This is a genomic window from Nonomuraea rosea (genome assembly GCF_039539705.1).
Taxonomy (GTDB): domain Bacteria; phylum Actinomycetota; class Actinomycetes; order Streptosporangiales; family Streptosporangiaceae; genus Nonomuraea; species Nonomuraea rosea.
In genome coordinates, this window is record NZ_BAABDQ010000072.1 from 14,345 (window position 1) to 36,842 (window position 22,498).

A 22,498-nucleotide genomic window follows, 5' to 3' on the forward strand; every position below is an offset into this window, starting at 1 on the left:
CAGACCGGTTCTGCGAGAAAGGTGACTCCGCGCGATTTCACCGGGAGATCCCGGACGTTAAGACGCGATTGCCAAACGTTCACAAGTGCACTTAATCCGACATGTGGCGGTTCATCGGAGTGCGAAACCAACACGACATGCCGTGGCAACAGCCTGGAAACGGCCGGTTCCTAGGGTCCGGCCATGCGGCTTACCTCACACGAGCAGGAGCGGCTGCTCATCCACGTCGCCGCCGGGGTGGCGCGCGAGCGGCAGTCGAGAGGACTACGGCTCAACCACCCCGAGGCTACCGCCATCATCGCGTCGTTCCTCATGGAGGGCGCCAGGGACGGGCGCACCGTGGCCGACCTGATGGAGGCGGGGCGGGCGGTGCTCGGCCGGACCGACGTCATGGAGGGCGTGCCGGAGATGCTGGAGAGCGTGCAGATCGAGGCCACGTTCCCCGACGGCACGAAGCTGGTCACCGTACACAGGCCGATCCCGTGATCCCGGGCGAGTACATCCACCCCGAGGGGTCGCTGGCGCTCAACCCGGGGCGTGAGCGGGTGAGCGTGCGGGTGGTCAACACGGCCGACCGGCCCGTGCAGGTGGGCTCCCACTACCACTTCGCGGCCGCCAACCCCGGCCTGGAGTTCGACAGGAAGGCGGCCTGGGGGATGCGGCTCGACGTGCCGGCCGGGACCGCGGTCAGGTTCGAGCCCGGCGTGGAGCGCGACGTGACGCTGGTGCCGATCGCGGGCAACCGGGTGGTGCCGGGCCTGCGCCCGGAGTGGGCGGGGCCGCTCGATGGCTGACGGAGCCCGGATCTCACGCGCCCGGTACGCGGCGCTCTACGGCCCCACCACGGGCGACCGGATCAGGCTGGCCGACACCGACCTGTTCGTGGAGGTCACCGAGGACCTGTCGATAGGCCCGTCCGGGCCCGGCGACGAGTCCGTGTTCGGCGGCGGCAAGGTGATCCGCGAGTCCATGGGCCAGGCGCGGGCCACCCGCGCGGAGGGCGCGGCCGACCTGGTCATCACCGGCGCGGTGATCCTCGACCACTGGGGCGTGGTCAAGGCCGACGTGGGCATCCGCGACGGCCGCATCTACGCCATCGGCAAGGCCGGCAACCCCGACACGATGGACGGCGTGGACCTGGTCATCGGGCCGTCCACGGAGATCCTCGCGGGCAACGGCAAGATCCTCACCGCGGGGGCCGTCGACTCGCACGTCCACCTGATCTGCCCGCAGATCCTCGACGAGGCCATCGGGTCCGGCGTCACCACGATCGTCGGGGGCGGCACCGGGCCCGTCGAGGGCACCAAGGCCACGACCGTCACCGGGGCCTGGTACCTCGGCAGGATGCTGGAGTCGCTCGACTCCTACCCGATCAACTTCGCGCTGCTCGGCAAGGGCAACACGGTCAGCACCGACGGCCTGCTCGAACAGCTCAAGGCCGGCGCCTCCGGCTTCAAGCTGCACGAGGACTGGGGCACGACGCCCGCCGCCATCGACGCCTGCCTGAGCGTGGCCGACGCCTCGGGCGTGCAGGTGACGATCCACACGGACACGCTCAACGAGGCCGGGTTCGTGGAGTCGACGCTCCAGGCCATCGGGGATCGGATGATCCACGCGTACCACACCGAGGGGGCGGGCGGCGGGCACGCGCCCGACATCATCCGGGTGGCCTCCTACCCGAACGTGCTCCCCTCCTCCACCAACCCCACCCGCCCGCACACCGTCAACACGCTCGACGAGCACCTCGACATGCTGATGGTCTGCCACCACCTCAACCCGTCGATCCCCGAGGACCTGGCCTTCGCCGAGTCGCGCATCAGGCCCACGACGATGGCGGCCGAGGACGTGCTGCACGACCTCGGGGCGATCTCGATGATCGGCTCGGACTCCCAGGCCATGGGCCGGATCGGCGAGACGATCATCCGGACGTGGCAGACGGCGCACGTGATGAAGGGCCGGCGCGGCACGCTGGGCGACGGTCCCGCGGACAACTTCCGCGCCCGCCGCTATATCGCGAAATATACGATCTGCCCGGCTATCGCCCACGGGCTGGACGCCGAGGTCGGCTCCGTCGAACGCGGCAAGCTCGCCGACCTCGTCCTCTGGGACCCGGCGTTCTTCGGGGTCAAGCCGGACCTGGTGCTCAAGGGCGGCGTCGTGGCCTGGGCCCAGATGGGCGACGCCAACGCCTCCATCCCGACGCCGCAGCCGGTGCTGCCCCGCCCGATGTTCGGGGCGTCCCCGGTCACCGCCGCGGCCACCTCGCTGCACTTCGTCTCGCCCCTCGCCCTGGAGTCGGGGCTCGCCGACCGGCTGGCCGTGCGCCGCCGCCTGACCGGGGTGGCGGACGTACGCCGGCGCGGAAAATCCTCGATGCCGCTCAACGACGCCCTGCCCAGGATCGAGGTGGCGCCCGACACGTTCGAGGTCCGGGTCGACGGCGAGCTCATCGAGCCCGCCCCCGCGACCGTCCTGCCCCTGGCCCAGCGCTACTTCCTCTTCTGATGAACGCCGCCCTGCTCCTCCTCACCGACTCCCGCCTCCCGGCCGGCGGCCACGCCCACTCGGGCGGCACCGAACAGGCCATCACGTCGGGGGCGGTGCACGACGTGCGCTCGCTCGCCGGCTTCCTGCGCGGCCGCCTGCGCACCACGGGCACGGTCACCGCCGCCCTGACGGCCGCCGCCTGCGCCGCGTCCGCCCATCCGGCGGTGGCGTGGGGACGGCTCGACGCCGAGGTCGACGCCAGGACCGCCGCTCCCGCCCAGCGCACGGCCTCCAGGACGCAGGGCAGGCTGCTCCTCCGGGTCGCCCGCCGGATCTGGCCGTCGCCCGTGCTGGACGAGGTCGCGCGGGCCGTACCCGATCCGCATCACCCGCTCGCGCTTGGGGCGGCGGCGCACGCGGCGGGCGCCACGCCGGAGGAGGCCGCCATGGCGGCGGCCTACCACGCGATCAGCGGCCCGGCCACGGCCGCGGTCCGGCTGCTCGGGCTGGACCCGGTCGCCGTGCACGCGCTGCTGGCCAAGCTGACCCCCGAGCTCACGGCGGTGGCCGCGGAGGCCGGACTGGCCGCCACCGGCACCTGTCCCGAGCCCGGCCTCCCCTTCGCGCAGGAGGCCGCGTGGGCGGCGCTGCCCGCGTACTCGGCCCCCGCCCTCGATCTCCTGGCCGAGCTGCACACACGTGCCGAGCTCAGGCTCTTCGTCTCCTAGGAAAGGACCTCCTCCATGGGCGCCAACCATGACGACCACCACCACGCCCCCGACGGCCGTGGCCGTGCGCTGCGGCTCGGCGTGGGCGGGCCCGTGGGCAGCGGCAAGACGGCCCTGGTCGCCGCGCTGTGCAGGACGCTGGGCCCGACGCTCTCGCTCGGCGTGGTGACGAACGACATCTACACCACCGAGGACGCCGACTTCCTGCGCCGGGCGGGCGTGCTCGACGAGGAGCGCATCCTCGCCGTCGAGACCGGCTGCTGCCCCCACACCGCCATCCGCGACGACATCGCCGCGAACCTGGACGCCGTCGAGACCCTGGAGCACCGCTTCGGCCCGCTGGACCTGGTGATCGTGGAGAGCGGCGGCGACAACCTGACGGCCACGTTCAGCAGGGGCCTGGCGGACCGGCAGATCTTCGTCCTGGACGTGTCGGGCGGCGACAAGGTGCCGCGCAAGGGCGGCCCCGGCGTCACCACGGCCGACCTCCTGGTGATCAACAAGACGGACCTGGCTCCGCTGGTGGGCGCCGACCTGGGCGTGATGGCCAGGGACGCGGCGGCCGTACGCGGCGGCAGGCCCGTCCAGTTCACCTCGATCAGGCAGGAACCGGCCGCGGACACCATCGCCACCTGGGTGTCCGCGCAGGTGTCCGCCTGGGCTCACGCTCACGCCGCCCCCGTCTCCTGATGCCCGGCGAGGCCGCGCGGCGGGCGATGCGGGCCCGCGCCGCCGTGGCGACCGCGCTGTCGGCGGACGGCCGGACCGTCTTCCCCCGCCTGGCCTCCGCGCCCCCGCTGACGCTGCGCCAGACGGGCCCGCACACCGTCCACCTCGTCTCCACCGCGGCGGGCCCGCTCGGCGGCGACCGGCTGGCGCTGGACCTGGACCTCGCCCCCCGCACCACCCTGGAGCTGGGCTCGGTGGCGAGCACGCTGGTCCTGCCCGGCGACGGCGAGTCCGAGATGCTGGTCACCGCGAGGGTCGGCGCCGGGGCCACGCTGCGCTTCAGCCCGGAGCCGACGGTCCTCGCCGCCGGCTGTCGCCACCGCCTCCTGGTACGCCTCACGCTGGAGGGCGACGCCGCCGTTTTCTGGCGCGAGGAGATCGTCTTCGGCCGGTACGACGAGGAGTCCGGCCGCTGCCATGCCCGCTTCGACGTCACCCGCGACGGCCGCCCGCTGCTCAGGCAGGAGTTCACCGTCGGCGACCCGGCGATCGACGCCTCCTCCGCCGTCTACGGGACGGCCCGCTGCGTCGGCACCACGTTCCTCACCACGCCCGCCAAAGGGCCGGCGGTCGCGCCGGGCGTCGCCGTCCTGCCGCTGGCCGAGGGCGGCACGCTGGTCTCCGCGCTGGCCGCCGACGCGGTCGAGCTGCGCGGGCGGCTGGAATGGGGTGAGCGGACGGCCGTCGATGGTGACGACTCCGTTGCGTACGGTGGTGACGGGCCCGCCTCCGGCTTACAGTGATCGTGTGGCCGATTACCTCCAGCCCGCGCCCGCCCGTCCGTCGACCCGCCGCGGCAACGCGATCTCCGTCGGCGTCGCCGGAGCCCTCCTGACCGTCTGCGCGATCCTTCCGTGGGCCGGTCTCGAGGCCAGGAGCTCGATCATCGGCGGCGCGGTGGCCAGCAGCGTGCGCGGCGTGGACGACGCGTTCGGCGTCTACACGCTGATCGCCGGGCTGGTGGCGCTGGCCTGCGGCCTGATCGGCGCGCTCGCCCATCCGCGGCTGGCCGCCCTGGCCGTCCTGCCGGGGGCCGCCGGCGTGCTGGCCCTGGTGCTGTTCGTGACCGAGGGGAGCGGCATCCAGGACCGGTTCACCATCGACCTGGGCAACCTGCTGTCGGTCGAGCCGGTGATCAGGTTCGGCTGGTTCGCCGCGCTGGCCAGCTCGGTGGCCGTCGTCGTGCTGGGCGTGCTGGCGCTCGTCCGCCGCGCCTGACGCCCTGTCGCTCTTCCGGGCGCGTCAGTCGAAGAAAGCTCAGTCGAAGCCCAGCCTGCGCAGCTGCTTGGGGTCGCGCTGCCAGTCCTTGAGCACGCTGATCCGCAGGTCCAGGTAGACGCGGGTGCCGAGCAGCGCCTCGATCTGCTTGCGGGCCTTGGTGCCCACGTCGCGCAGCCGCTCCCCCTTGTGCCCGATGACGATCGCCTTCTGCGAGGGCCGCTCCACGAACAGGTGCGCGTAGATGTCCAGCAGGTCGTCGCGCCCCTCACGGGCCAGCATCTCGTCCACCACCACGGCGATCGAGTGGGGCAGCTCGTCGCGCACGCCCTCCAGCGCCGCCTCCCTGATCAGCTCGCCGACCAGCACCTGCTCGGGCTCGTCGGTGAGCTGGCCGTCCTCGTAGAGTGGCGGCGACGCGGGCATGTGCTCGATCAGCACGTCCGTCAGCACGTCGAGCTGCTCGCCCCCGTGCGCGGACACCGGCACGATCGCGGCGAACTCCGCCACCTGCGACACCGCCAGCAACTGCCCGGCGATCTGCTCCTTGCTCGCCAGGTCGCACTTGGTGACCACGGCGATGACGGGCGTCTTCTTGACCGCCGCGAGCTTGTCGGCGATGAACCGGTCGCCCTTGCCGATCGGCTCGTTGGCCGGGACGCAGAGGCCGATCGCGTCGACCTCCGTCAGCGTGGACAGCACCAGGCTGTCGAGCCGCTCACCGAGCAGCGTGCGCGGGCGGTGCAGCCCCGGGGTGTCGACGATGATGAGCTGGGCGTCGGGCCGGTGCACGATGCCCCTGATGACGCGTCTGGTGGTCTGCGGCTTGGACGACGTGATCGCCACTTTGGTGCCGACCAGGGCGTTCATCAACGTGGACTTGCCGACGTTCGGCCTCCCCACGAAGCAGGCGAATCCGGCGCGATGGCTGTCTGGCGAAGTCACATACTGCATTCTGTCCCATCAACCGGCCTGGTCACGCCACCAGGAGAACGCCACGGGCGCGACCAGCGGCATCCACGCGGTCGTGCGCAGCCCAGTCAGCTCCTGCTCCGTCACCCAGCGGTAGTCGTTGATCTCCTCGCCGTCGGGCTCCGGCGTGCCCGAGACGAGCGCGCAGCCGTGGGCCGCGATGACGTAGGAGACCTGGTGGCCGTTCGGATAGACGACACGGAACTCCGGGCCGCCGTACACGCCGATCAGGCCGCGTACCCGCACCTCGATGCCGAGCTCCTCGCGCAGCTCCCTGACCGTGGCGTCCTCCGGCCGCTCGTCGGGGTCGACGCCGCCGCCGGGCGCCGCCCACAGGCCTACGTCGCCGTGCCTGGCCATCAGCGCCCGGCCGTCGTCGTCGAACACGAAGCCGGTCACCGACGGCAGCACGAGCAGGTCCGAGCCGATCTTCTCCCGCACCCTGGCCAGGAACGGCGACATCGGCATGTCAGCCCCTCAGCGTGCCGTCGGGACCCGCCACGAGCAGCGACTTGACGCCCAGCTCCGCGGCCACGGCCGCGTCGGCCGCGCTCGGCTCGCCCTCGCTCACCAGCGCGACGGCCTCCAGGGCCTGCGCGCCGCTGGAGATCGCCATGCCCACCGCCACCTGCACCGCCGACAGCGTCAGCGCGTCCAGCGCCACGTTCGTCGCCGAGTAGGTACGGCCGGTCTCGTCGCGTACGGCGGCGCCCTCGGCGGAGCCGTTGCGCGCCCTGGCGGCCCGGGCCAACGTGATGATCTTGCTGTCTTCAGGATCGAGAGTCACGGGCTCTAGGTTAGGCGCTGGTCATGGAGATGACCGCGTCGACCACCTTGCGCGTGCGGGTGGCGTCCACCTCGTTCATGCCCGTGTGCACCACGGAGACCAGCGTGTCGCCCACCCGCGACAGCACGACGTCCAGCGCGTACGGGTAGCCGTTCAGCCGTCCGCGCAACCGCGCGCCCACGGCCGCGTCCCCCGCGTCCTCGACCGGCAGCTCCTGCAGCCGCAGATCGGTGCCGCTGGAGGTGCGCACCTGGCGGCACGATTCGAGGGCCTCGGCCAGGTCGTCGAGGCGCTCTTCCACCGCACCACCCGCGTACCGGGCGAGCCCCACCCCGGCCTGCTCGCCGAGCCCGTCGCCGTGATAGCTGACGGCCGCCTGAGCGGTCAGCGCCGCCCCGGGGGCCCGGCCGCCCGCGGGCTCCAGCACCGCCCGGCAGTTCCTGTCACCCTGTCCGAACGGCACCCGCCACGCCTGCTCCGGCCTGGCCGTGAAGCCTTCAGGCAGCGGCGGCTCCTTGCTGAGCACCTCGCGCAACCACGCCGTGGCCTGCGGGTCGAGGCGGCTCTCCGGCCCCTCTCCCCCACACCCCGCCAGGGCCACGACCAGCAGTCCACCGGCCATGGCGCGCGTGCCCGCCCCCGGTTTTCTTCTCATGATCCCCCCTTGGATCGCAGCCTCCCCGGCCGACGAAAGCGGCAATCCACCAGAGTGTCCACCAATACGCAAAAAGGGTGCCCTCATCCGGTTTTTCGGACGAGAACACCCTTTACGCCGACCAGCGCCCCAGTCGGCCGAGCCGACTGAGACACCGTCGTTCCCCCCAGGAGCGTCCGTCCGCCGCGAACCCCACCCGGCGGTCGGACGCTTCCTTGTGACACCCACCGCACTGGATGTCGTGGTTATGAGACTGCCGCACGCAGCTTGCAGAAGACTTGTAGAACGCTTGCGGCCTTCAGCCGCATATGTCCCAGCAGGCACGTACGGTCTCCAACCGCGTACGTCCCGAAAGCGTGCACGGCCATCAGCCGCAGCTGCCCCGGCAGACAGGCACGGCCATCAGCCGCATATGTCCCGGCAGACAGGCACGGCCATCAGCCGCAGATGTCCCGGCAGACAGGCACGGCCGTCAGCCGCATATGTCCCGGCAGGCGGACGGGTCAGTCCCGCTCCGCGGCGGCCGGCACGGCCGCGCCCTCGGGAGGCGTGATGCGCCGCACGACCACGGTGCTGATGCGGTTGCGGCGGCCCGCCAGGCTCTCGGCGATGAGCTCCAGCCCGGCCACCTCCGCCTGCGAACCGGCGATCGGCACCCGCCCCAGCGCGTGCGCCAGCAGGCCGCCCACCGTCTCGACGTCGTCCACCTCGATCTCGGCGTCGAACAGCTCGGCCAGCTCGTCGACCGGCATGCGGGCCGTCACCCGCAGCCCGCCGTCGGGCGTGGACTCCACGCGCGGAGCCTCCTGGTCGTACTCGTCGGTGATCTCGCCGACGATCTCCTCCAGCACGTCCTCGATCGTGACCAGGCCGGCGGTGCCGCCGTATTCGTCGATGACGATGGCGATGTGGATCTGCCTGGCCTGCATCTCCCGCATGAGCTGGTCGATGGGCTTGCTCTCCGGCACGTACGCGGCCGGGCGCATGATCGTCTCGACCGGCTCCTTGCCGCCGCCCTCGCCGGACTCGTGGATCTTGCGGGCGATGTCCTTGAGGTAGGCGATGCCGACGACGTCGTCCTCGTTCTCGCCCACGACCGGGATCCGGGAGAAGCCGCTGCGCAGCGCGAGCGACAGCGCCTGGCTGATCGTCTTGTCGCGCTCGATGTAGACCATGTCCGTGCGCGGCACCATGACCTCGCGCACCAGGGTGTCACCCAGCTCGAAGACCGAGTGGATCATCTCGCGCTCGTCGGGCTCGATCACCCTGCGCTCCTCGGCCAGGTCGACCAGGTCGCGCAGCTCGGCCTCCGAGGTGAACGGGCCGTCGCGGAACCCCTTGCCGGGGGTCAGGGCGTTGCCCAGGAGGATGAGCAGCTTGGGCAGGGGGCCGAAGATGCGGGTGAGGCCGTACACGATGGGGGCGCCGGCCAGCGCCACCGGCTCGGCGTGCTGGCGGCCCAGCGTCCGCGGCATGACGCCGACCACGACGTAGCTGATCAGGATCATCACGAAGGCGGCCCAGACGTAGGCCCACCCCTGGTCGTGCAGGAGATCGATGAACAACAGCGTCGCGATGACCGTGGCGATCAGCTCACAGCTCAGCCTCAGCAGCAGGAGCAGATTGAGGTAGCGCGGCGGGTCGGTCACGATGGCCTGCAACCGGACGGCGCCGCGTCTGCCCTCGCGGACATACTCCTCCGCGCGCACCCGGGAGATGCGCGTCAGTGCCGTCTCCGCACTGGCGATCAGGCCACCGATGATCACTAGGGCGATGGCCGACAGCAACCAGGCGTTCACCGCGGGTTGCGCACCTCCTGCCACGACTCGAGGAGCCGGGCCTGCAGGCCGAACATCTCCTTGTGCTCCTCCGGCTCCGCGTGGTCGTAACCGAGCAGGTGGAGGATGCCGTGCGTGCACAGCAGCTCCAGCTCGTCGGCGGTGTCGTGGCCCGCCTCCTTGGCCTGCCTGGCCGCCACCTGCGGGCAGAGCACGACGTCACCGAGCAGCGCGGGATCCGCGGGGCTCTCCGAGTCGCCCCGCGCGCCGCCGCCAGGACGCAGCTCGTCCATCGGGAACGCCAGCACGTCGGTCGGCCCCGGCTCGCCCATCCACTTCTCGTGCAGCTCCGCCATCGCGTCCTCGTCCACCACCACGATGGACAGCTCGGCGAGGGGATTGATGCCCAGCTCGCCGAGCACGTGCTCGGCGAGGGCGGTCAGCTGCTCCTCCTGCACCCCGACGCCGGACTCGTTGTTGATCTCAATGCTCACGGTCGCTCACCCGCCGCTTGTTGCGCTGCTGGATCCGCTTGGGCTCCTGCAGCGCGTCGTAGCGCCCGTAGGCGTCCACGATGTCGCTCACCAGCTTGTGACGGACCACATCGGCGCTGGACAGGCGCGCGAAGTGGATGTCGGGGATGCCGTCGAGGATGTCCTGGACCACCCGCAGCCCGCTCACCGTGCCCGAGGGCAGGTCCACCTGCGTCACGTCACCGGTCACCACGATCTTGGAGTTGAAGCCGAGCCTCGTGAGGAACATCTTCATCTGCTCGGCCGAGGAGTTTTGCGCCTCGTCGAGGATGATGAAAGCGTCATTAAGGGTACGACCCCGCATATATGCCAGCGGTGCGACCTCGATCGTGCCCGCGGCCATCAGCTTGGGGATCGAGTCGGGGTCGACCATGTCGTGCAGCGCGTCGTAGAGCGGCCGCAGGTAGGGGTCGATCTTCTCGTAGAGGGTGCCGGGCAGGAAGCCCAGCCGCTCTCCGGCCTCGACGGCCGGGCGGGTCAGGATGATGCGGTTGACCCGCTTCTCCTGGAGCGCGCGCACGGCCTTGGCCATCGCGAGATAGGTCTTGCCGGTGCCGGCGGGACCGATGCCGAACACCACCGTGTGCTGGTCGATCGCGTCGACGTAGCGCTTCTGGTTGACCGTCTTCGGCCTGATCGTGCGCCCGCGCGAGGACAGGATGTCCAGCGAGAGCACCTCGGCGGGGCGGTCGGAGGTCATGCGGAGCATCGCGATGCTGCGCTCGACGGCGTCGGGGGTGAGCTCGCCGCCGCTGCGCAGGACTTCGACCAGCTCCTCGAAGAGCCGCACGACGGCGCCGCTCTCGTCGGGGGAGCCGGTGACGGTGATCTCGTTGCCCCGTACGTGGATGTCGGCCCTGAAGGCGCCCTCGATGACGCGAAGCAGCTCGTCACGGGAGCCCAGGAGGCTGACCATCGGGTATTCGTCCGGAATCAGCACCTTGGCTTGAGTGCGCGAGGGAGGTGCCGTGCGTCGGGATTCGTGTAGTTCGGACATGGGCAGGCCAGTGGCCTGATGCCTCCCGGTCTCGTGCGGTGTTCTTCTCCGCCCATCGTAGCCGGGACCAGGCCGATTGCTCGCGTCAATATCACCGCGTCGGGCAATCGGCCCCATAACGCCCCCGACCTGCGGCTATCCGGGCGCCCCAGCCGCGCCGGCTATCTGCGCCTGCTATCCGGGCGGCCAGGTCAGGCCGCGCCCGCCCAGGATGTGGGCGTGTACGTGGAAGACGGTCTGGCCCGCCCCGGCCCCGGTGTTGAACACCACCCGGTAGCCGCCCTCCGCCACCCCTTCCTGCACGGCCACCGCGTGGGCGGCCTTGAGCACCTCGTCGGCGAGCCCGTCGTCGGCCTCGGCGAGGGCCGCGGCGTCGGCGTGGTGCTCCTTCGGGATGACCAGCACGTGGGTGGGAGCCTGCGGGTTGATGTCGCGGAACGCCAGTGTCCTGCCGGTTTCGTAAACGATCTCGGCGGGAATCTCCTTGGCGACGATTTTGCAGAAGAGGCAATCGCTCACTCGGCCCACCCTACCGAGAGTCATCGTTCGGGCGTCCGTTGCGAATCGGTAATCCGCTGTGTCGTGCGCAGGAAGATCCACGCAGTTAGGGTTGGTGTGCAACACTTCAGCAAAAAAGACGATTCAGGGTCGGGCGAGCGCCACCTGGCGAGGACACGACTGGGTAATGCACCCTAAGGAACCGGGGAAACCTCAAGAACCGGCAGAGCGTAAACCCTCTGGGAAGGCTGCGCGTCCCACTGATGTGACCACCGAAACCCTTCTGGCTGACAGGTCCCTGGGGGCGGTGCCGGTCGGGTGGGATGCCGACGTGGCCGTTACCGCGCTGTACAGCGCGCACTTCCGGTCATTGGTGCGTCTCGCTGTGTTGCTCGTACGCGACATAGCAACCGCTGAGGAAGTCGTGCAGGATGCGTTCGTCGCCATCCATGGCGCCTGGCGCAGGCTGCGTGACCCCGACAAGGCACTTGCCTACCTGCGTCAATCTGTCGTCAACCGGTCTCGTTCCGTGCTGCGTCACCGCGCGGTCGTCGAGAAGTACGCCCCCAAGGGCCTGCCGGACGCTCCGAGCGCCGAGAACGGCGCTATCGGCGAGCTGGAACGCTCCGCCGTCATCGAGGCGTTACGCGCCCTACCCACCCGACAGAGAGAAGCACTGGTTCTGCGTTACTACGGTGACCTGTCCGAAGCTGAGATAGCCAACGCCATGGGCATCAGCAAGGGCGCGGTCAAGAGTCACACGGCGCGTGGCATGGCCGCCTTGCGATCCGTTCTGGAGAAGATGTCATGACCCAGCCCCCCGACGAGTACGGTGACCTTCTGCGCCGTGCGCTGCGTGCGGAGGCGGACGCGGTCGTGCCCTCGCCGGAAGGACTGCAGATCATCCGCGCCCGCATCGAGCGGCGCGGCGTGCGCAACCTGTTCTGGTGGCGCGCGGGAGCGGCCGCCGCCAGCGCCGTCCTCGTGGCGGGGACGATCGTGATGGCCGTTCCCCAGCTCCGCTCGCAGATCACCAACGAGCCCGCGCTCAAGGTCAAGGACGAGACCACCGAAGTCCCGTCCAACTCCTCCACCACCCGCTCGCAGCTGCCTCCGTCCAAGGAGCCCAGCCACCAGCAGCCGCAGGTCGTCATCCCCGACATCTCCAAGACCCCGTCGCCGCGGCCCACGAAGAAGGCGGAGTCGACCAGCAGGCCGTCGCAGTCTCCCAGCCCCACGCCGACCACCACCGAGTGCCCCACGTCGGCGGCCGAGCAGGAGGAGCCGCCCTCCGACTGTCCCGCGGTGTCGGCCACTCCCACGCCCACCGACCTGGAGCCAACCACACAGCCTTCGGCGTGCCCGCCCGAGGAGTGCCCGCCCGACGACGTGACCGACGGGCCCACCACCGACGCCAGCCCGCTCGTGGACGCGTCCCAGACCACGCCCTGACGGCCCTCAGCGGCGCTCTAAGCCCCTTTCAAGCCTGTACGCGCGTTCTGCGTGCGCAAAGAGCCCACCAGCGTCCTGTACGCCTCAGCGCGTTCTACGAGCCCACCAGCGCCCTGTACGCCTCAGCGCGTTCTACGAGTTCACCAGCGCCCTGTACGCCTCAGCGCGTTCCAAGAGCTCACCAGCGCCCTGTACGCGTCAGCAGCACGGAAGCCGCCGCCACACCCGCCGTGGACGTGCGCAGCACCGTGGGCCCCAGCAGCACCGGCACGGCCTTGGCCGCACGGAACCTGGCGAGCTCCTCCTCCGAGACGCCGCCTTCCGGCCCCACGACCACCACGATGTCGCCGCCAGGCGGCAGTGCCACCGCGGACAGCGGCTCGGCCGCGGCCTCGTGCAGCACCAGCCCCAGCGCCGCGCCGGCCAGCAGCTCCTCGACCCGGGCGGTGGAGGCGAGCTCCGCCACCTCGGCCAGGTGGAACCGGCGGGCCTGCTTGCCGGCCTCGCGGGCCGTGGCCCGCCACCGCGCGAGCGCCTTGGCGACCTTGTCGCCCTTCCACTGCGTGATGCTGCGCGCGGCGGCCCAGGGCACGATCACGTCGACCCCGGCCTCGGTCATCATCTCAACGGCCAGCTCGCCTCGGTCGCCCTTGGGCAGCCCCTGGACGACGATCAGCCGCGGCGCGGGCGCGGGCACCTCGTAGCGGCCGATCACGTCCAGCCTGAGCGAGTCTTTGAGCGCCTCGCGCACGACGCACTCGGCGACCGTGCCCGCGCCGTCGGTCAGATCGACCCGCTCCCCGGCCCGCAGCCGCCGCACGGCGGCCGCGTGCCGCCCCTCGGGGCCGTCGAGCGTCAGCTCCGGCCCGTCGAGGTCCTGGGCCAGGAAGACGGGAACGCTCACGTCACCTTCCGTTGAAGGCGTCACGCAGGCGGGAGAAAAAACCCTGCTGCCCCGGTGCGAACTTACCGGGCGGGCGCTCCTCACCCCGCTGCCTCGAAAGCTCGCGCAGCAGCTCCTCCTGCGCCGCATCGAGCCTGCTGGGGGTCTCCACGTTGACGTGGATCAGCAGATCGCCTCTGCCGGACTCGTTGAGCCGCTGCACGCCTCGCCCGTACATGGTGATGACCTGCCCTGACTGGGTGCCGGGGCGGACGTCCACCTCTTCGGAGCCGTCGAGCGTCTCCACCGCGAGTATGGTGCCGAGCGCGGCGGCCGTCATCGGGAGCTGAACGGTGCAGTGGAGGTCGTCACCGCGCCGTTCGAAGATCTCGTGGGGCCGCTCGACGATCTCCAGGAACAGGTCGCCCGGCGGGCCGCCGCCTGGGCCGACCTCGCCCTCTCCGGCGAGCTGGATGTGGGTGCCGTCCTCGACGCCGGCGGGGATGCGCACCTTGATCGTACGGCGGGTCCGCACCCGGCCGTCGCCCGAGCACTCCTGGCAGGGGTGGCGGATGATGGTGCCGAACCCGCCACACTGCGGACACGGCCGCGAGGTCATGACCTGGCCCAGGAACGAGCGGGTGACCTGGGAGATCTCGCCGCGTCCGTTGCACATGTCGCAGGTGTCGGGATGCGTGCCCGACGCCGCGCCGGCCCCGTGGCACACCTCGCACACCACGGCCGTGTCGACGACCAGCTCGCGGGTGGTGCCGAACGCGGTCTCGCGCAGGTCGAGCTCGACCCTGATGGTGGCGTTGCGGCCCCTGCGGGCACGTGAGCGCGGCCCCCTGGCGCCGCCGGCGGTGCCGAAGAACGCGTCCATGATGTCGCTGAACGGGAAGCCCGCGCCGAACCCGGCGGCCCCGGCCGCCGCTCCCGCGCCGCCGAAGGGGTCGGCGCCCATGTCGTACATCTGGCGCTTGTTGGGATCCGACAGCACCTCATAGGCCTGCGTGATCTCCTTGAACCGCTCCTGCGTCTCAGGGTCGGGGTTCACATCGGGATGCAGCTCGCGGGCGAGTCGGCGATACGCCTTCTTGATCTCGTCCTGACTGGCCTCACGGCGCACCCCGAGGGTGGCGTAGTAGTCGCTGTTTGCCACTTATCGACCTCTTATGATGCAGCCAGGATCTGGCTGACGTAGCGTGCCACCGCGCGCACGGCGCCCATCGTCACGGGGTAGTCCATCCTCGTGGGACCCAGCACGCCGAGCCGGGCCAGTTGGTTGTCGCCAGAACCGTATCCGGTCGCGACGATGGATGTGCCCCGCAGGTAGGGGTTTTCCGAGCCGATGCGCACGGTGAGCGCGGACGGGGTGTCTGTGGAAGTCTCGCCGAGCAGCCGCATGAGCACGACCTGCTCCTCCAGCGCTTCGAGCACGTCGCGCAGGCCCGTGGAGAAGTCGGCGCCCGCGAGATTGGCCGCGCCGGCGAACACGATCTTCTCGTCGTGCCGCTCCACCAGCGTCTCGAGCAGCACCGACAGGATCGTGGCCACGACGGGCCGGTCTTCGGTGGGCAGCCGCTCCGGCAGGTCTGCGACCAGCTCGGGCACGTTGCTCAGGCCGCACCCGTCGAGGCAGGCGTTGAGCACCGCGCGCAGGTGGGCGATGCGGGTGTCCTCCACGACCTCGGGCAGCTCGATCACGCGCTGCTCGACGCGGCCGGTGTTGGTGATCAGGACGAGCATGACCCGCCGGTCGTTCAGCGGCACCAGCTCGACGTGCCTGACCGTCGAACGCGTCAGCGTCGGGTATTGCACGACCGCCACCTGCCTGGTGAGCTGCGCGAGCAGCCGCACCGTGCGGGTCACCACGTCGTCGAGGTCGACCGCGCCGGCCAGGAACGTCTCGATCGCCCTGCGCTCCGCCGCCGACAGGGGCTTGACCTGCGAGAGCCGGTCGACGAAGAGCCGGTAGCCCTTGTCGGTCGGCACGCGGCCCGCGCTCGTGTGCGGCTGCGTGATGTAGCCCTCCTCCTCCAGTGCGGCCATGTCGTTCCTGACCGTGGCGGGGGAGACCTTCAGGTTGTGACGCTCCGCGAGCGCCTTGGAACCCACCGGTTCGTTGGTGGACACATAGTCTTCGACAATGGCGCGGAGCACCGCCAGCTTACGTTCGTCGAGCACGTGCCCACCTCCTGCCTCTGCCTTTTACCAGGAACGCAACGTCTAGCACTCTGTGTTCCCGAGTGCCAAGTGTACGGCTCTCGCCCACAAGGTGCGATAACACCGAGTCCCCATCCTGCTGCTAGCGACTTACAAGCGACAGGCCTCACACTTGCCAACATGACCGACGAATCCCAGCCCCCGTCGTACGGCCCGCCGCCAGGGCAGGGTCCGTACCACGGTCAGCAGCAACCGCCCCAGTACGGCCCCCAGCCGGGCTCTCAGCCCGGCTACGGCCCGCAGCCAGGCTCCCAACCGGGCTGGCAGCAGCCCGGCCCCGAGCCCGGATACGGCGCTCAACCAGGCTCGCAACCCGGATACGGCCCCCAGCACGGGCAGCCGCCGCAGTACGGGCAACCGCCCCAGTACGGCCAGCAGCCGCAATACGGGCAGCCCCCGCAGTACGGCCAGCAGCCGCAGTACGGACAATACGGCCAACAACCCCAATTCCCTCCTCGAATCGACTCAAAAGCGATAAAGCCCAGCCTGTGGTGGATCGCGCTCGCCTGGGGAATCGCCGTGGTGTGCGCGGTCGTCGGCGTGTTCGTGTTCGCCGGCGGCATCGTGAGCAGCGTGACCGACCTGGCCCCCACCAAGACGTTCGCGTCGGGCGAGACCGTGACGGTGCCCATCGACCCGGCGGACAAGCCCGCCGTCTACGTCGCCAGCGACACGCGCATCAACTACCAGTGCGAGATCACCGGCGGCCCCGGCCAGGCCAGGCTCGTCAAGACCACCGGCTCCGAGACGGTCACGAACGGCAGCACCGTCTGGGAGCAGATCCTCGTGATCAACGCACCGGCCAAGGGCGACTACCAGCTCACCTGCACCAACCAGGAGGAGGCCAGCGTCTCCTACGGCGTCGGCCGCCAGCTGGCCAGCGCCGCGGGCGGGATCGCCGGTGGCGTGGCCGCGCTGTTCCTGATCCCCGGTGCCGGGCTGCTGGTCGGGATCGTCGCCACCGTCGTCGTCCTCGTACGGAGGAGCGGCTCGCGTAAGCGCCTTGCGGTCAGCGGGTGATTTGCTACGGTCCCCGTGTGTACGAGGGCGATGTGCTGGCGGGAAATTGGCGGCGGCCGGGCAAGGGCAAGATCCCGAAAGTGCCGGCAGAGCTGGAGCTCGTCGTGGAGGACGCCGACAGCGGCTTCTGCGGCGCGGTGGTGGCGTGTGACAAGGAGGCCGTCACCCTGGAGGACAGGTTCGGCAGGCGCCGTCTGTTCCCGCTCGCCCCTGCCGCGTTCCTGCTGGACGGCAAGACCGTGACCCTCGTACGCCCGGCGGCGGCGCCCGCCGGGCCGAAGATCAGCGCGTCCGGCTCGATCGCCGTGGAGGGCCTGCGGGCGAGGGTGGCCAGGCAGAGCCGGATCTACGTGGAGGGCGTGCACGACGCCGCCCTCGTGGAGAAGATCTGGGGCCACGACCTGCGGGTCGAGGGGGTCGTGGTCGAATTCCTCGAAGGCGTCGACGATCTGCCGGCCATCGTGGCCGACTTCGCCCCCGAGCCGGGGCGGCGGCTGGGGGTGCTGGTCGACCATCTCGTGCCCGGCTCCAAGGAGAGCCGGATCGCCGCCCAGATCACCTCGCCTGACGTGCTCGTCGTGGGGCACCCGTTCATCGACATCTGGCAGGCGGTCAAGCCTTCCGTGCTGCGCATCCCCGGCTGGCCCGACGTGCCGCGCGGGGTGCCGTGGAAGGAGGGCGTGATCGCCGCCCTGGGCTGGCGCATGGAGCCCCGGGAGGCGTGGCGGCGGATCCTCGGCGCCGTCTCCACCTACACCGACCTGGAGCCGGAGCTGCTCGGCCGGGTCGAGGAACTGATCGACTTCGTTACGGAGGCATCATGAGCCAGGACCCGCCCCAGCCGCCGCCCGACGACGACTACACCCGCCGCGTGTCCCCATCGGACATCCCGCCGAACCACGGCTCCGGCCCTCAGCAACCCGGGTACGGCCAGCAACCCGGGTCCCAGCCCGGATACGGCCAGCCCGGCTATGGCCAGCAGCCCGGCTCTCAGCCTGCTTACGGCCAGCCGGGCTACGGCCAGCCTGGGCCTGGGCAGCCTGGCTACGGTCAGCAACCCGGCTATGGGCAGCAGCCCCCCGGCTATGGCCAGGCGCCCCCGCCCGGTTACGGCAACGCCCCGCAGTCCGGCGCCTACGGCTACGCCGCGCCTCCCGGTGAGCCGTACGTGCCCGGCCGGTTCGGCCCCCGCCCCGGCACCGACGACACCACGCTCGCCATGCTCTCCCACCTGCTGGGCCTGCTGGTCTCCTGGCTGGGCCCGCTGATCATCTACCTGATGAAGAAGGACGAGTCCCCTTATGTCAGGGACCAGTCCGCGGAGGCGCTCAACTTCCAGATCACGATGTTCATCGGTTACGTCGTCTCAGGCATCCTGGTGATCGTCTTCATCGGCGTGCTCCTGCTGCCCGTCGTCTGGATCCTGTCCCTGATCTTCCACATCCAGGCCGCCATAGCCACCAACCGCGGCGAGAACTACCGCTACCCCTTCGCCATCCGCCTGATCACCTAGACCAGGAGATCCCGGATGAGGGCGTCCGCCAGCAGGCGCCCTTCGAGCGTGAGCACCATCAGGCCGGCCCTGAACGCCTCCGGCTCCAGCAGCCCCCGGCCCAAGGCGCCGGCCACGAACGTACGCGCGGCAGGCGCCACCTCGGCGAGCGGGTAGCCGGAGATCAGCCGCAGCTCCAGCATCAGCCGCTCGGCCGCGCGGTCGTCGTCGCCGAGCACCTCGCGGGCGTGGGCGGGCGACGTCCCTGCGGCCAGCCGCTGGGCGTACGCGGCCGGGTGCTTGACGTTCCACCAGCGGGTGCCGCCGACGTGGCTGTGCGCGCCCGGCCCGGCCGCCCACCAGTCGCCGCCGGTCCAGTAGAGCAGGTTGTGCCGGCAGCGCGCGTCGTCGGAGACGGCCCAGTTGGACACCTCGTACCACTGGAACCCGGCCTCGGCCAGCATCCGGTCGGCGATCAGGTAGCGGTCGGCGGCCACGTCGTCGTCGGGCATCGGCAGCTCGCCCCGCCTGATCCTGGCGGCCAGCCTGGTGCCCTCCTCCACGATCAGCGAGTAGGCCGACACGTGGTCCGGCCCGGCCTCGATCGCCGCGGCCAGCGAGGCCCGCCAGTCGTCGTCGGACTCGCCGGGCGTGCTGTAGATCAGGTCCAGGTTCACGTGCTCGAACCCGGCCGCCCGCGCCTCGCGCACGGCCGCCGCCGCGCGGCCAGGGGTGTGCGTGCGGTCGAGGACCTTGAGCACGTGCTCGCGGGCGCTCTGCATGCCGAAGCTGATCCGGTTGAAGCCGCCGTGGCGGAGCTTCTCCAGGTAGGAGGGGTTCACGGACTCGGGGTTGGCCTCGGTGCTCACCTCGGCTCCCGGCCGCAGCCCGAACTCGGAGTCGATCGCGCTCAGGATCCTGGCCAGATCCTCCGGGGGCAGCAGGGTCGGCGTGCCGCCGCCGAAGAACACCGTCTCCACCGGGAGATCGGCCGCGCCGAGCACGCGGCGCGCGAGGCGCACCTCCTCGACGACCGTGTCCGCGTAGTCCTGGTGCGAGGCGCCCGGGCCCAGCTCGGCGGAGGTGTAGGTGTTGAAGTCGCAATAGCCGCAGCGGGTCACGCAGAACGGCACGTGCACGTAGAAGCCGAACGGGCGCTCGCCGAGGCCCGTCAGCGCGCTCTGCGGCAGTTCGCCGGAAGCGGGCGCGGGATCGCCGTCAGGCAGGATGGATGGCACGTCTACCAGTTTGCCCGGCTCACAAGGGTGCTCCAATCCGGCTGCAAACCCCTGGGTGCCCACTGGGATCCTTCCGGCAAAGGGGACCTTCATGGCAGGCATCGGCGTCGTGGGGGCGGGGATCTCCGGGCTGACCCTGGCTCTGCGCCTGCAGCAGCTCGGTGTGGACGTGACGCTCTACAGCGAGGGGGACGCCGGCTCGCTGCGTTCGGGGCGGCCGCGGCCAGGCAGGACGTGGCGGATCTGGTGCTGTCGCCGTTCTCGGATCCCGCCTACGGGTGGGCGGTGATGTCGAGCCCCGAAGAGGTCGCCAGGATCGTTGACGACAAGGGGGAGCCGCTCTACGATCGCGTCTAACTTATAGGAAAGTTTCTTATAAGTTCGCCCCCCGGAGTGGCCCGTGAAGAAGAAGATCCTCGTCGCGCTCTCGCTCTTACTCGGCCTCTCGGCGGTGTCCGTGCCCGCGGAGGCCCACACCGGCTTCAAGCGGGTCGCGTACTTCATCCAATGGGGCGTCTACGGGCGCGACTATCACGTCAAGGACGTGGACGTCAGCGGCGCCGCGGCCAAGCTCACGCACCTGAACTACGCGTTCGGGTTCGTCAACGCCGAGGGCGCCTGCTACTCGGCCGACCCATGGGCGGACTGGCAGCGGCCGGTGCCGGCGGAGCAGAGCGTGGACGGGGTGGCGGACGCGCCGGGCCAGGCCCTGAACGGCAACCTCAACCAGCTGCGCAAGCTCAAGGCCAAGCACCCGGGGCTCAAGGTGCTGATCTCGCTGGGCGGCTGGACCGGCTCCAAGTACTTCTCCGACGCCGTCCTCACCCCCGAGTCCCGCGCCGCGCTGGCCAGGTCCTGCGTCGACCTGTGGCTGCGCGGCGACCTGCCCGGCCTGGAGGCGGGCGCGGGCGCCGGCGTGTTCGACGGGATCGACCTGGACTGGGAGTGGCCCGGCTCCTCTGGCGCCGAGGGCAACGTCATCAGGCCTGAGGACAAGCGCAACTTCACGCTGTTCGTGGCGGAGCTGCGGGCGCAGCTCACCGCCTTCTCTCGCCGGGCGCAGCTCACGGCCTTCCTCCCGGCCGCGGCGGCCAAGATCGACGCCGGGTTCGAGGTCCGGAACGTCTTCAGGAACCTCGACTTCGCCACCGTCCAGGGGTACGACCTGCACGGCACGTGGGAGCCGCAGACCGGGCACAACGGCAACCTGTTCACCGACCGGCGGGATCCGAACCCGGTGAGGTACAGCGTCGACCAGACCGTGCGCGACTACCTCTCGCGCGGAGCGCCGGGCCGCAAGATCGTCGTGGGCGTGCCCGCCTACGGCCAGGGCTGGACCGGCGTGACGGGCGGCGGGGACGGACTGTACAAGCCCGCCACGGGACCGGCCCCCGGCAAATGGGCGCCGGGCTCCGAGGACTACAAGGACCTGGTCGCCAAGCCCGGCAAGCGCTACCGCGACCTGCGGAGCGGGGCCATGTGGCTCTACGACGGGAACGAGTTCTGGTCGTACGACGATCCGGCGGCGCTGGTGCAGAAGGCGGCGTACATCCGGCTCAAGGGGCTCGGCGGGTCGATGATGTGGTCGATCGACCAGGACGACTCGCGCGCCTCCCTCACGACGGCGCTGTACTCGGTACTGCGCTGAGGCGGTGGCCGGGCGCGCGACTCCTACCCGCCCGCCCGGCCCCCCTCTCCCCCACCCAAACTCCCGCCGCCCTTCCCCTTCGCACTCGCCCACGGCCTTTGGCCCTCCGCCCGAGCCTCTGGCCCTTCACCCGGGCATCTCGCCCGCCCCCTCGGGCCACTCGCCATGCACCCGGGCATCTCGCCCCCTCGGGCCACTCGCCATGCACCCGGGCATCTCGCCCCCTCGGGCCGCTCTCCATTCGCCTGGGCTCCTCCCCGCCATCCCAGGCGGCTCGCCCTCCGCCCGGACATCTCACGCTCCACCCCAAGCTCCGCGCCCTTCATCCCTGGGCTCCTCGCCTCCACCTCAGGGTGGAGATCCCGGGCTCTCAACCCACAGACCGATCCGGTACGAGACCCACGTCCCTACCTTCTGACGCGTGGAACCCATACAAATCGCCGTACTCGTCCTGTTCGCCCTCGTGATCGTGATCTACCGCCAGTCGCAAGCCCGTCCGACAGCTCGATCCGGCATGCTCTACACCTCCGGCGCCGTGATCGCCGTCGGGGTCGTCTCGGGCGGTCTCATCGACACCCGGCACCTCGCGCTCAGCGCCGCCCTGTTCCTCGTGGAAGCCGCGACAGCGGTGGCTCTCGGGGCGTGGCGCGCGACGACCGTACGCGTCTGGGTGGACTCCTCGGGCGTCGCCCTGTCGAAGGCCACGCTCTGGACCCTGCTGGCCTGGCTCGCCTCGATGGCGGTCCGCGTCGGCCTGTACGTCGCGGGAAACTCCCTGGGGCTGATCCTGTCGACCGGCGGCATCATGGTGTTCATCGGCCTCACGCTGGGGACGCAGGCGTACCTCATCGCCAGGCGGGGACGTGCGCTTACCGGGACCGGGAAGCGAGCGGATAGCTTTTTGAGGTGATGCGCGCACCGTCCAGTGTCGCCCCCGCCGCACTGCGGCTGGGGGCGATCGCGCTGCTGGTCGTGACCCAGGCCGCCGCGACCCCCGCGCCAGGACTGACCGGCACGGGCCTGGTCGTCACCCTGCTCGTGACGGCCCTCGCCCTCACCGTGGCAGCCGCACTCGCCCCGCCCCGGCGGAACGCCCCCACCCACCCACAACCACCGAACCCAGACCACCCCCACCCCCAACCACCCGCCCAGACCGC

28 protein-coding genes are annotated in these 22,498 nt (G+C 70.8%); 16 read left to right on the forward strand and 12 right to left on the reverse strand.

Annotated elements, in window-relative coordinates; genetic code table 11:
* The first annotated feature begins 183 nt into the window (after window positions 1-183).
* From ABEA43_RS65250 to ABEA43_RS65280, 7 genes are read left to right on the forward strand one after another with little or no spacing between them, the layout of a single operon-like run.
* A complete protein-coding gene (locus tag ABEA43_RS65250; protein WP_345580158.1) occupies window positions 184-486 on the forward strand; it encodes an urease subunit gamma in 303 nt (100 codons plus the stop codon).
* Entirely contained in the window at window positions 483-794 is a 312-nt protein-coding gene (locus ABEA43_RS65255) for an urease subunit beta (protein WP_345580161.1), read from the forward strand. The genes ABEA43_RS65250 and ABEA43_RS65255 overlap by 4 nt, the downstream gene beginning before the upstream one ends.
* Window positions 787-2,505: an urease subunit alpha gene (locus ABEA43_RS65260; protein WP_345580164.1), complete on the forward strand. Its 1,719-nt coding sequence runs from the start codon at window positions 787-789 to the stop codon at window positions 2,503-2,505. Before ABEA43_RS65255 ends, ABEA43_RS65260 begins: the two co-directional genes overlap by 8 nt.
* Complete coding sequence (locus ABEA43_RS65265) at window positions 2,505-3,215, forward strand: urease accessory protein UreF (RefSeq protein WP_345580167.1); 711 nt, start codon at window positions 2,505-2,507, stop codon at window positions 3,213-3,215. The genes ABEA43_RS65260 and ABEA43_RS65265 overlap by 1 nt, the downstream gene beginning before the upstream one ends.
* A gap of 15 nt (window positions 3,216-3,230) precedes the next feature.
* Complete coding sequence (ureG, locus tag ABEA43_RS65270; protein ID WP_345580170.1) at window positions 3,231-3,905, forward strand: urease accessory protein UreG; 675 nt, start codon at window positions 3,231-3,233, stop codon at window positions 3,903-3,905.
* Window positions 3,905-4,687, forward strand: coding sequence for an urease accessory protein UreD (locus ABEA43_RS65275; RefSeq protein WP_345580173.1), 783 nt, complete (start codon window positions 3,905-3,907; stop codon window positions 4,685-4,687). The genes ureG and ABEA43_RS65275 overlap by 1 nt, the downstream gene beginning before the upstream one ends.
* 4 nt (window positions 4,688-4,691) lie before the next feature.
* Window positions 4,692-5,162 (forward strand): hypothetical protein, encoded by a 471-nt coding sequence (locus ABEA43_RS65280; protein ID WP_345580175.1) that lies wholly within the window; start codon window positions 4,692-4,694, stop codon window positions 5,160-5,162.
* 39 nt (window positions 5,163-5,201) lie between these two features.
* On the opposite strand, the gene era is transcribed toward ABEA43_RS65280, so the two are convergent.
* The 8 genes from era to ABEA43_RS65320 all read right to left on the reverse strand — a co-directional run bounded on the left by era (window position 5,202) and on the right by ABEA43_RS65320 (window position 11,403).
* Complete coding sequence (era, locus tag ABEA43_RS65285; protein ID WP_345580178.1) at window positions 5,202-6,116, reverse strand: GTPase Era; 915 nt, start codon at window positions 6,114-6,116, stop codon at window positions 5,202-5,204.
* Window positions 6,117-6,125: 9 nt separating this feature from the next.
* Complete coding sequence (locus tag ABEA43_RS65290; RefSeq protein WP_345580181.1) at window positions 6,126-6,602, reverse strand: NUDIX domain-containing protein; 477 nt, start codon at window positions 6,600-6,602, stop codon at window positions 6,126-6,128.
* Between the two features lies 1 nt (window position 6,603).
* A complete protein-coding gene (locus ABEA43_RS65295) occupies window positions 6,604-6,921 on the reverse strand; it encodes a cytidine deaminase (RefSeq protein WP_345580184.1) in 318 nt (105 codons plus the stop codon).
* 10 nt (window positions 6,922-6,931) lie between these two features.
* Complete coding sequence (locus tag ABEA43_RS65300; RefSeq protein ID WP_345580187.1) at window positions 6,932-7,576, reverse strand: hypothetical protein; 645 nt, start codon at window positions 7,574-7,576, stop codon at window positions 6,932-6,934.
* 503 nt (window positions 7,577-8,079) lie between these two features.
* Window positions 8,080-9,375, reverse strand: a complete 1,296-nt coding sequence (locus ABEA43_RS65305; RefSeq protein WP_345580190.1) for a hemolysin family protein — start codon at window positions 9,373-9,375, stop codon at window positions 8,080-8,082.
* Window positions 9,372-9,848 carry an rRNA maturation RNase YbeY gene (gene ybeY, locus ABEA43_RS65310; RefSeq protein WP_345580193.1) on the reverse strand — a complete coding sequence of 159 codons (477 nt, stop codon included), beginning with the start codon at window positions 9,846-9,848 and terminating at the stop codon, window positions 9,372-9,374. The genes ABEA43_RS65305 and ybeY overlap by 4 nt, the downstream gene beginning before the upstream one ends.
* Window positions 9,838-10,884 carry a PhoH family protein gene (locus ABEA43_RS65315; protein WP_345580196.1) on the reverse strand — a complete coding sequence of 349 codons (1,047 nt, stop codon included), beginning with the start codon at window positions 10,882-10,884 and terminating at the stop codon, window positions 9,838-9,840. Before ABEA43_RS65315 ends, ybeY begins: the two co-directional genes overlap by 11 nt.
* Before the next feature lie 174 nt (window positions 10,885-11,058).
* A complete protein-coding gene (locus tag ABEA43_RS65320; RefSeq protein ID WP_425570745.1) occupies window positions 11,059-11,403 on the reverse strand; it encodes a histidine triad nucleotide-binding protein in 345 nt (114 codons plus the stop codon).
* A 244-nt stretch (window positions 11,404-11,647) separates the two neighbouring features.
* Between ABEA43_RS65320 and ABEA43_RS65325 the strand changes: the two genes are divergently transcribed.
* Complete coding sequence (locus ABEA43_RS65325) at window positions 11,648-12,193, forward strand: SigE family RNA polymerase sigma factor (RefSeq protein WP_345580202.1); 546 nt, start codon at window positions 11,648-11,650, stop codon at window positions 12,191-12,193.
* On the forward strand, window positions 12,190-12,834 hold the full coding sequence (locus ABEA43_RS65330; protein ID WP_345580205.1) for a hypothetical protein: 645 nt from the start codon (window positions 12,190-12,192) through the stop codon (window positions 12,832-12,834). The genes ABEA43_RS65325 and ABEA43_RS65330 overlap by 4 nt, the downstream gene beginning before the upstream one ends.
* Window positions 12,835-13,012: 178 nt before the next feature.
* On the opposite strand, the gene ABEA43_RS65335 is transcribed toward ABEA43_RS65330, so the two are convergent.
* The 3 genes from ABEA43_RS65335 to hrcA are packed head-to-tail and all read right to left on the reverse strand — an operon-like array spanning window position 13,013 to window position 15,904.
* Window positions 13,013-13,738, reverse strand: coding sequence for a 16S rRNA (uracil(1498)-N(3))-methyltransferase (locus ABEA43_RS65335; RefSeq protein ID WP_345580208.1), 726 nt, complete (start codon window positions 13,736-13,738; stop codon window positions 13,013-13,015).
* Between the two features lies 1 nt (window position 13,739).
* Window positions 13,740-14,879 (reverse strand): molecular chaperone DnaJ, encoded by a 1,140-nt coding sequence (dnaJ, locus tag ABEA43_RS65340; RefSeq protein WP_345580211.1) that lies wholly within the window; start codon window positions 14,877-14,879, stop codon window positions 13,740-13,742.
* Window positions 14,880-14,890: 11 nt separating this feature from the next.
* Entirely contained in the window at window positions 14,891-15,904 is a 1,014-nt protein-coding gene (hrcA, locus tag ABEA43_RS65345) for a heat-inducible transcriptional repressor HrcA (protein WP_345580214.1), read from the reverse strand.
* Window positions 15,905-16,063: 159 nt separating this feature from the next.
* On the opposite strand from hrcA, the gene ABEA43_RS65350 reads away from it, so the two are divergent.
* The 3 genes from ABEA43_RS65350 to ABEA43_RS65360 are packed head-to-tail and all read left to right on the forward strand — an operon-like array spanning window position 16,064 to window position 18,476.
* Window positions 16,064-16,963, forward strand: coding sequence for a hypothetical protein (locus ABEA43_RS65350; RefSeq protein ID WP_345580217.1), 900 nt, complete (start codon window positions 16,064-16,066; stop codon window positions 16,961-16,963).
* A 17-nt stretch (window positions 16,964-16,980) separates the two neighbouring features.
* A complete protein-coding gene (locus ABEA43_RS65355) occupies window positions 16,981-17,787 on the forward strand; it encodes a DUF3097 domain-containing protein (protein ID WP_345580220.1) in 807 nt (268 codons plus the stop codon).
* On the forward strand, window positions 17,784-18,476 hold the full coding sequence (locus ABEA43_RS65360) for a DUF4870 domain-containing protein (protein WP_345580223.1): 693 nt from the start codon (window positions 17,784-17,786) through the stop codon (window positions 18,474-18,476). Before ABEA43_RS65355 ends, ABEA43_RS65360 begins: the two co-directional genes overlap by 4 nt.
* On the opposite strand, the gene hemW is transcribed toward ABEA43_RS65360, so the two are convergent.
* On the reverse strand, window positions 18,473-19,693 hold the full coding sequence (hemW, locus tag ABEA43_RS65365; RefSeq protein WP_345580226.1) for a radical SAM family heme chaperone HemW: 1,221 nt from the start codon (window positions 19,691-19,693) through the stop codon (window positions 18,473-18,475). The two genes, ABEA43_RS65360 and hemW, sit on opposite strands and share 4 nt — an antisense overlap.
* Before the next feature lie 91 nt (window positions 19,694-19,784).
* On the opposite strand from hemW, the gene ABEA43_RS65370 reads away from it, so the two are divergent.
* The 4 genes from ABEA43_RS65370 to ABEA43_RS65385 all read left to right on the forward strand — a co-directional run.
* A complete protein-coding gene (locus tag ABEA43_RS65370; protein ID WP_345580229.1) occupies window positions 19,785-19,982 on the forward strand; it encodes an FAD-dependent oxidoreductase in 198 nt (65 codons plus the stop codon).
* Window positions 19,983-20,093: 111 nt separating this feature from the next.
* A complete protein-coding gene (locus ABEA43_RS65375; RefSeq protein WP_345580232.1) occupies window positions 20,094-21,341 on the forward strand; it encodes a glycoside hydrolase family 18 protein in 1,248 nt (415 codons plus the stop codon).
* 421 nt (window positions 21,342-21,762) lie between these two features.
* Entirely contained in the window at window positions 21,763-22,251 is a 489-nt protein-coding gene (locus ABEA43_RS65380) for a hypothetical protein (protein WP_345580235.1), read from the forward strand.
* On the forward strand, window positions 22,248-22,498 hold a 251-nt coding region (locus ABEA43_RS65385), incomplete at its 3' end, for a hypothetical protein (RefSeq protein WP_345580237.1). The genes ABEA43_RS65380 and ABEA43_RS65385, both read left to right, overlap by 4 nt.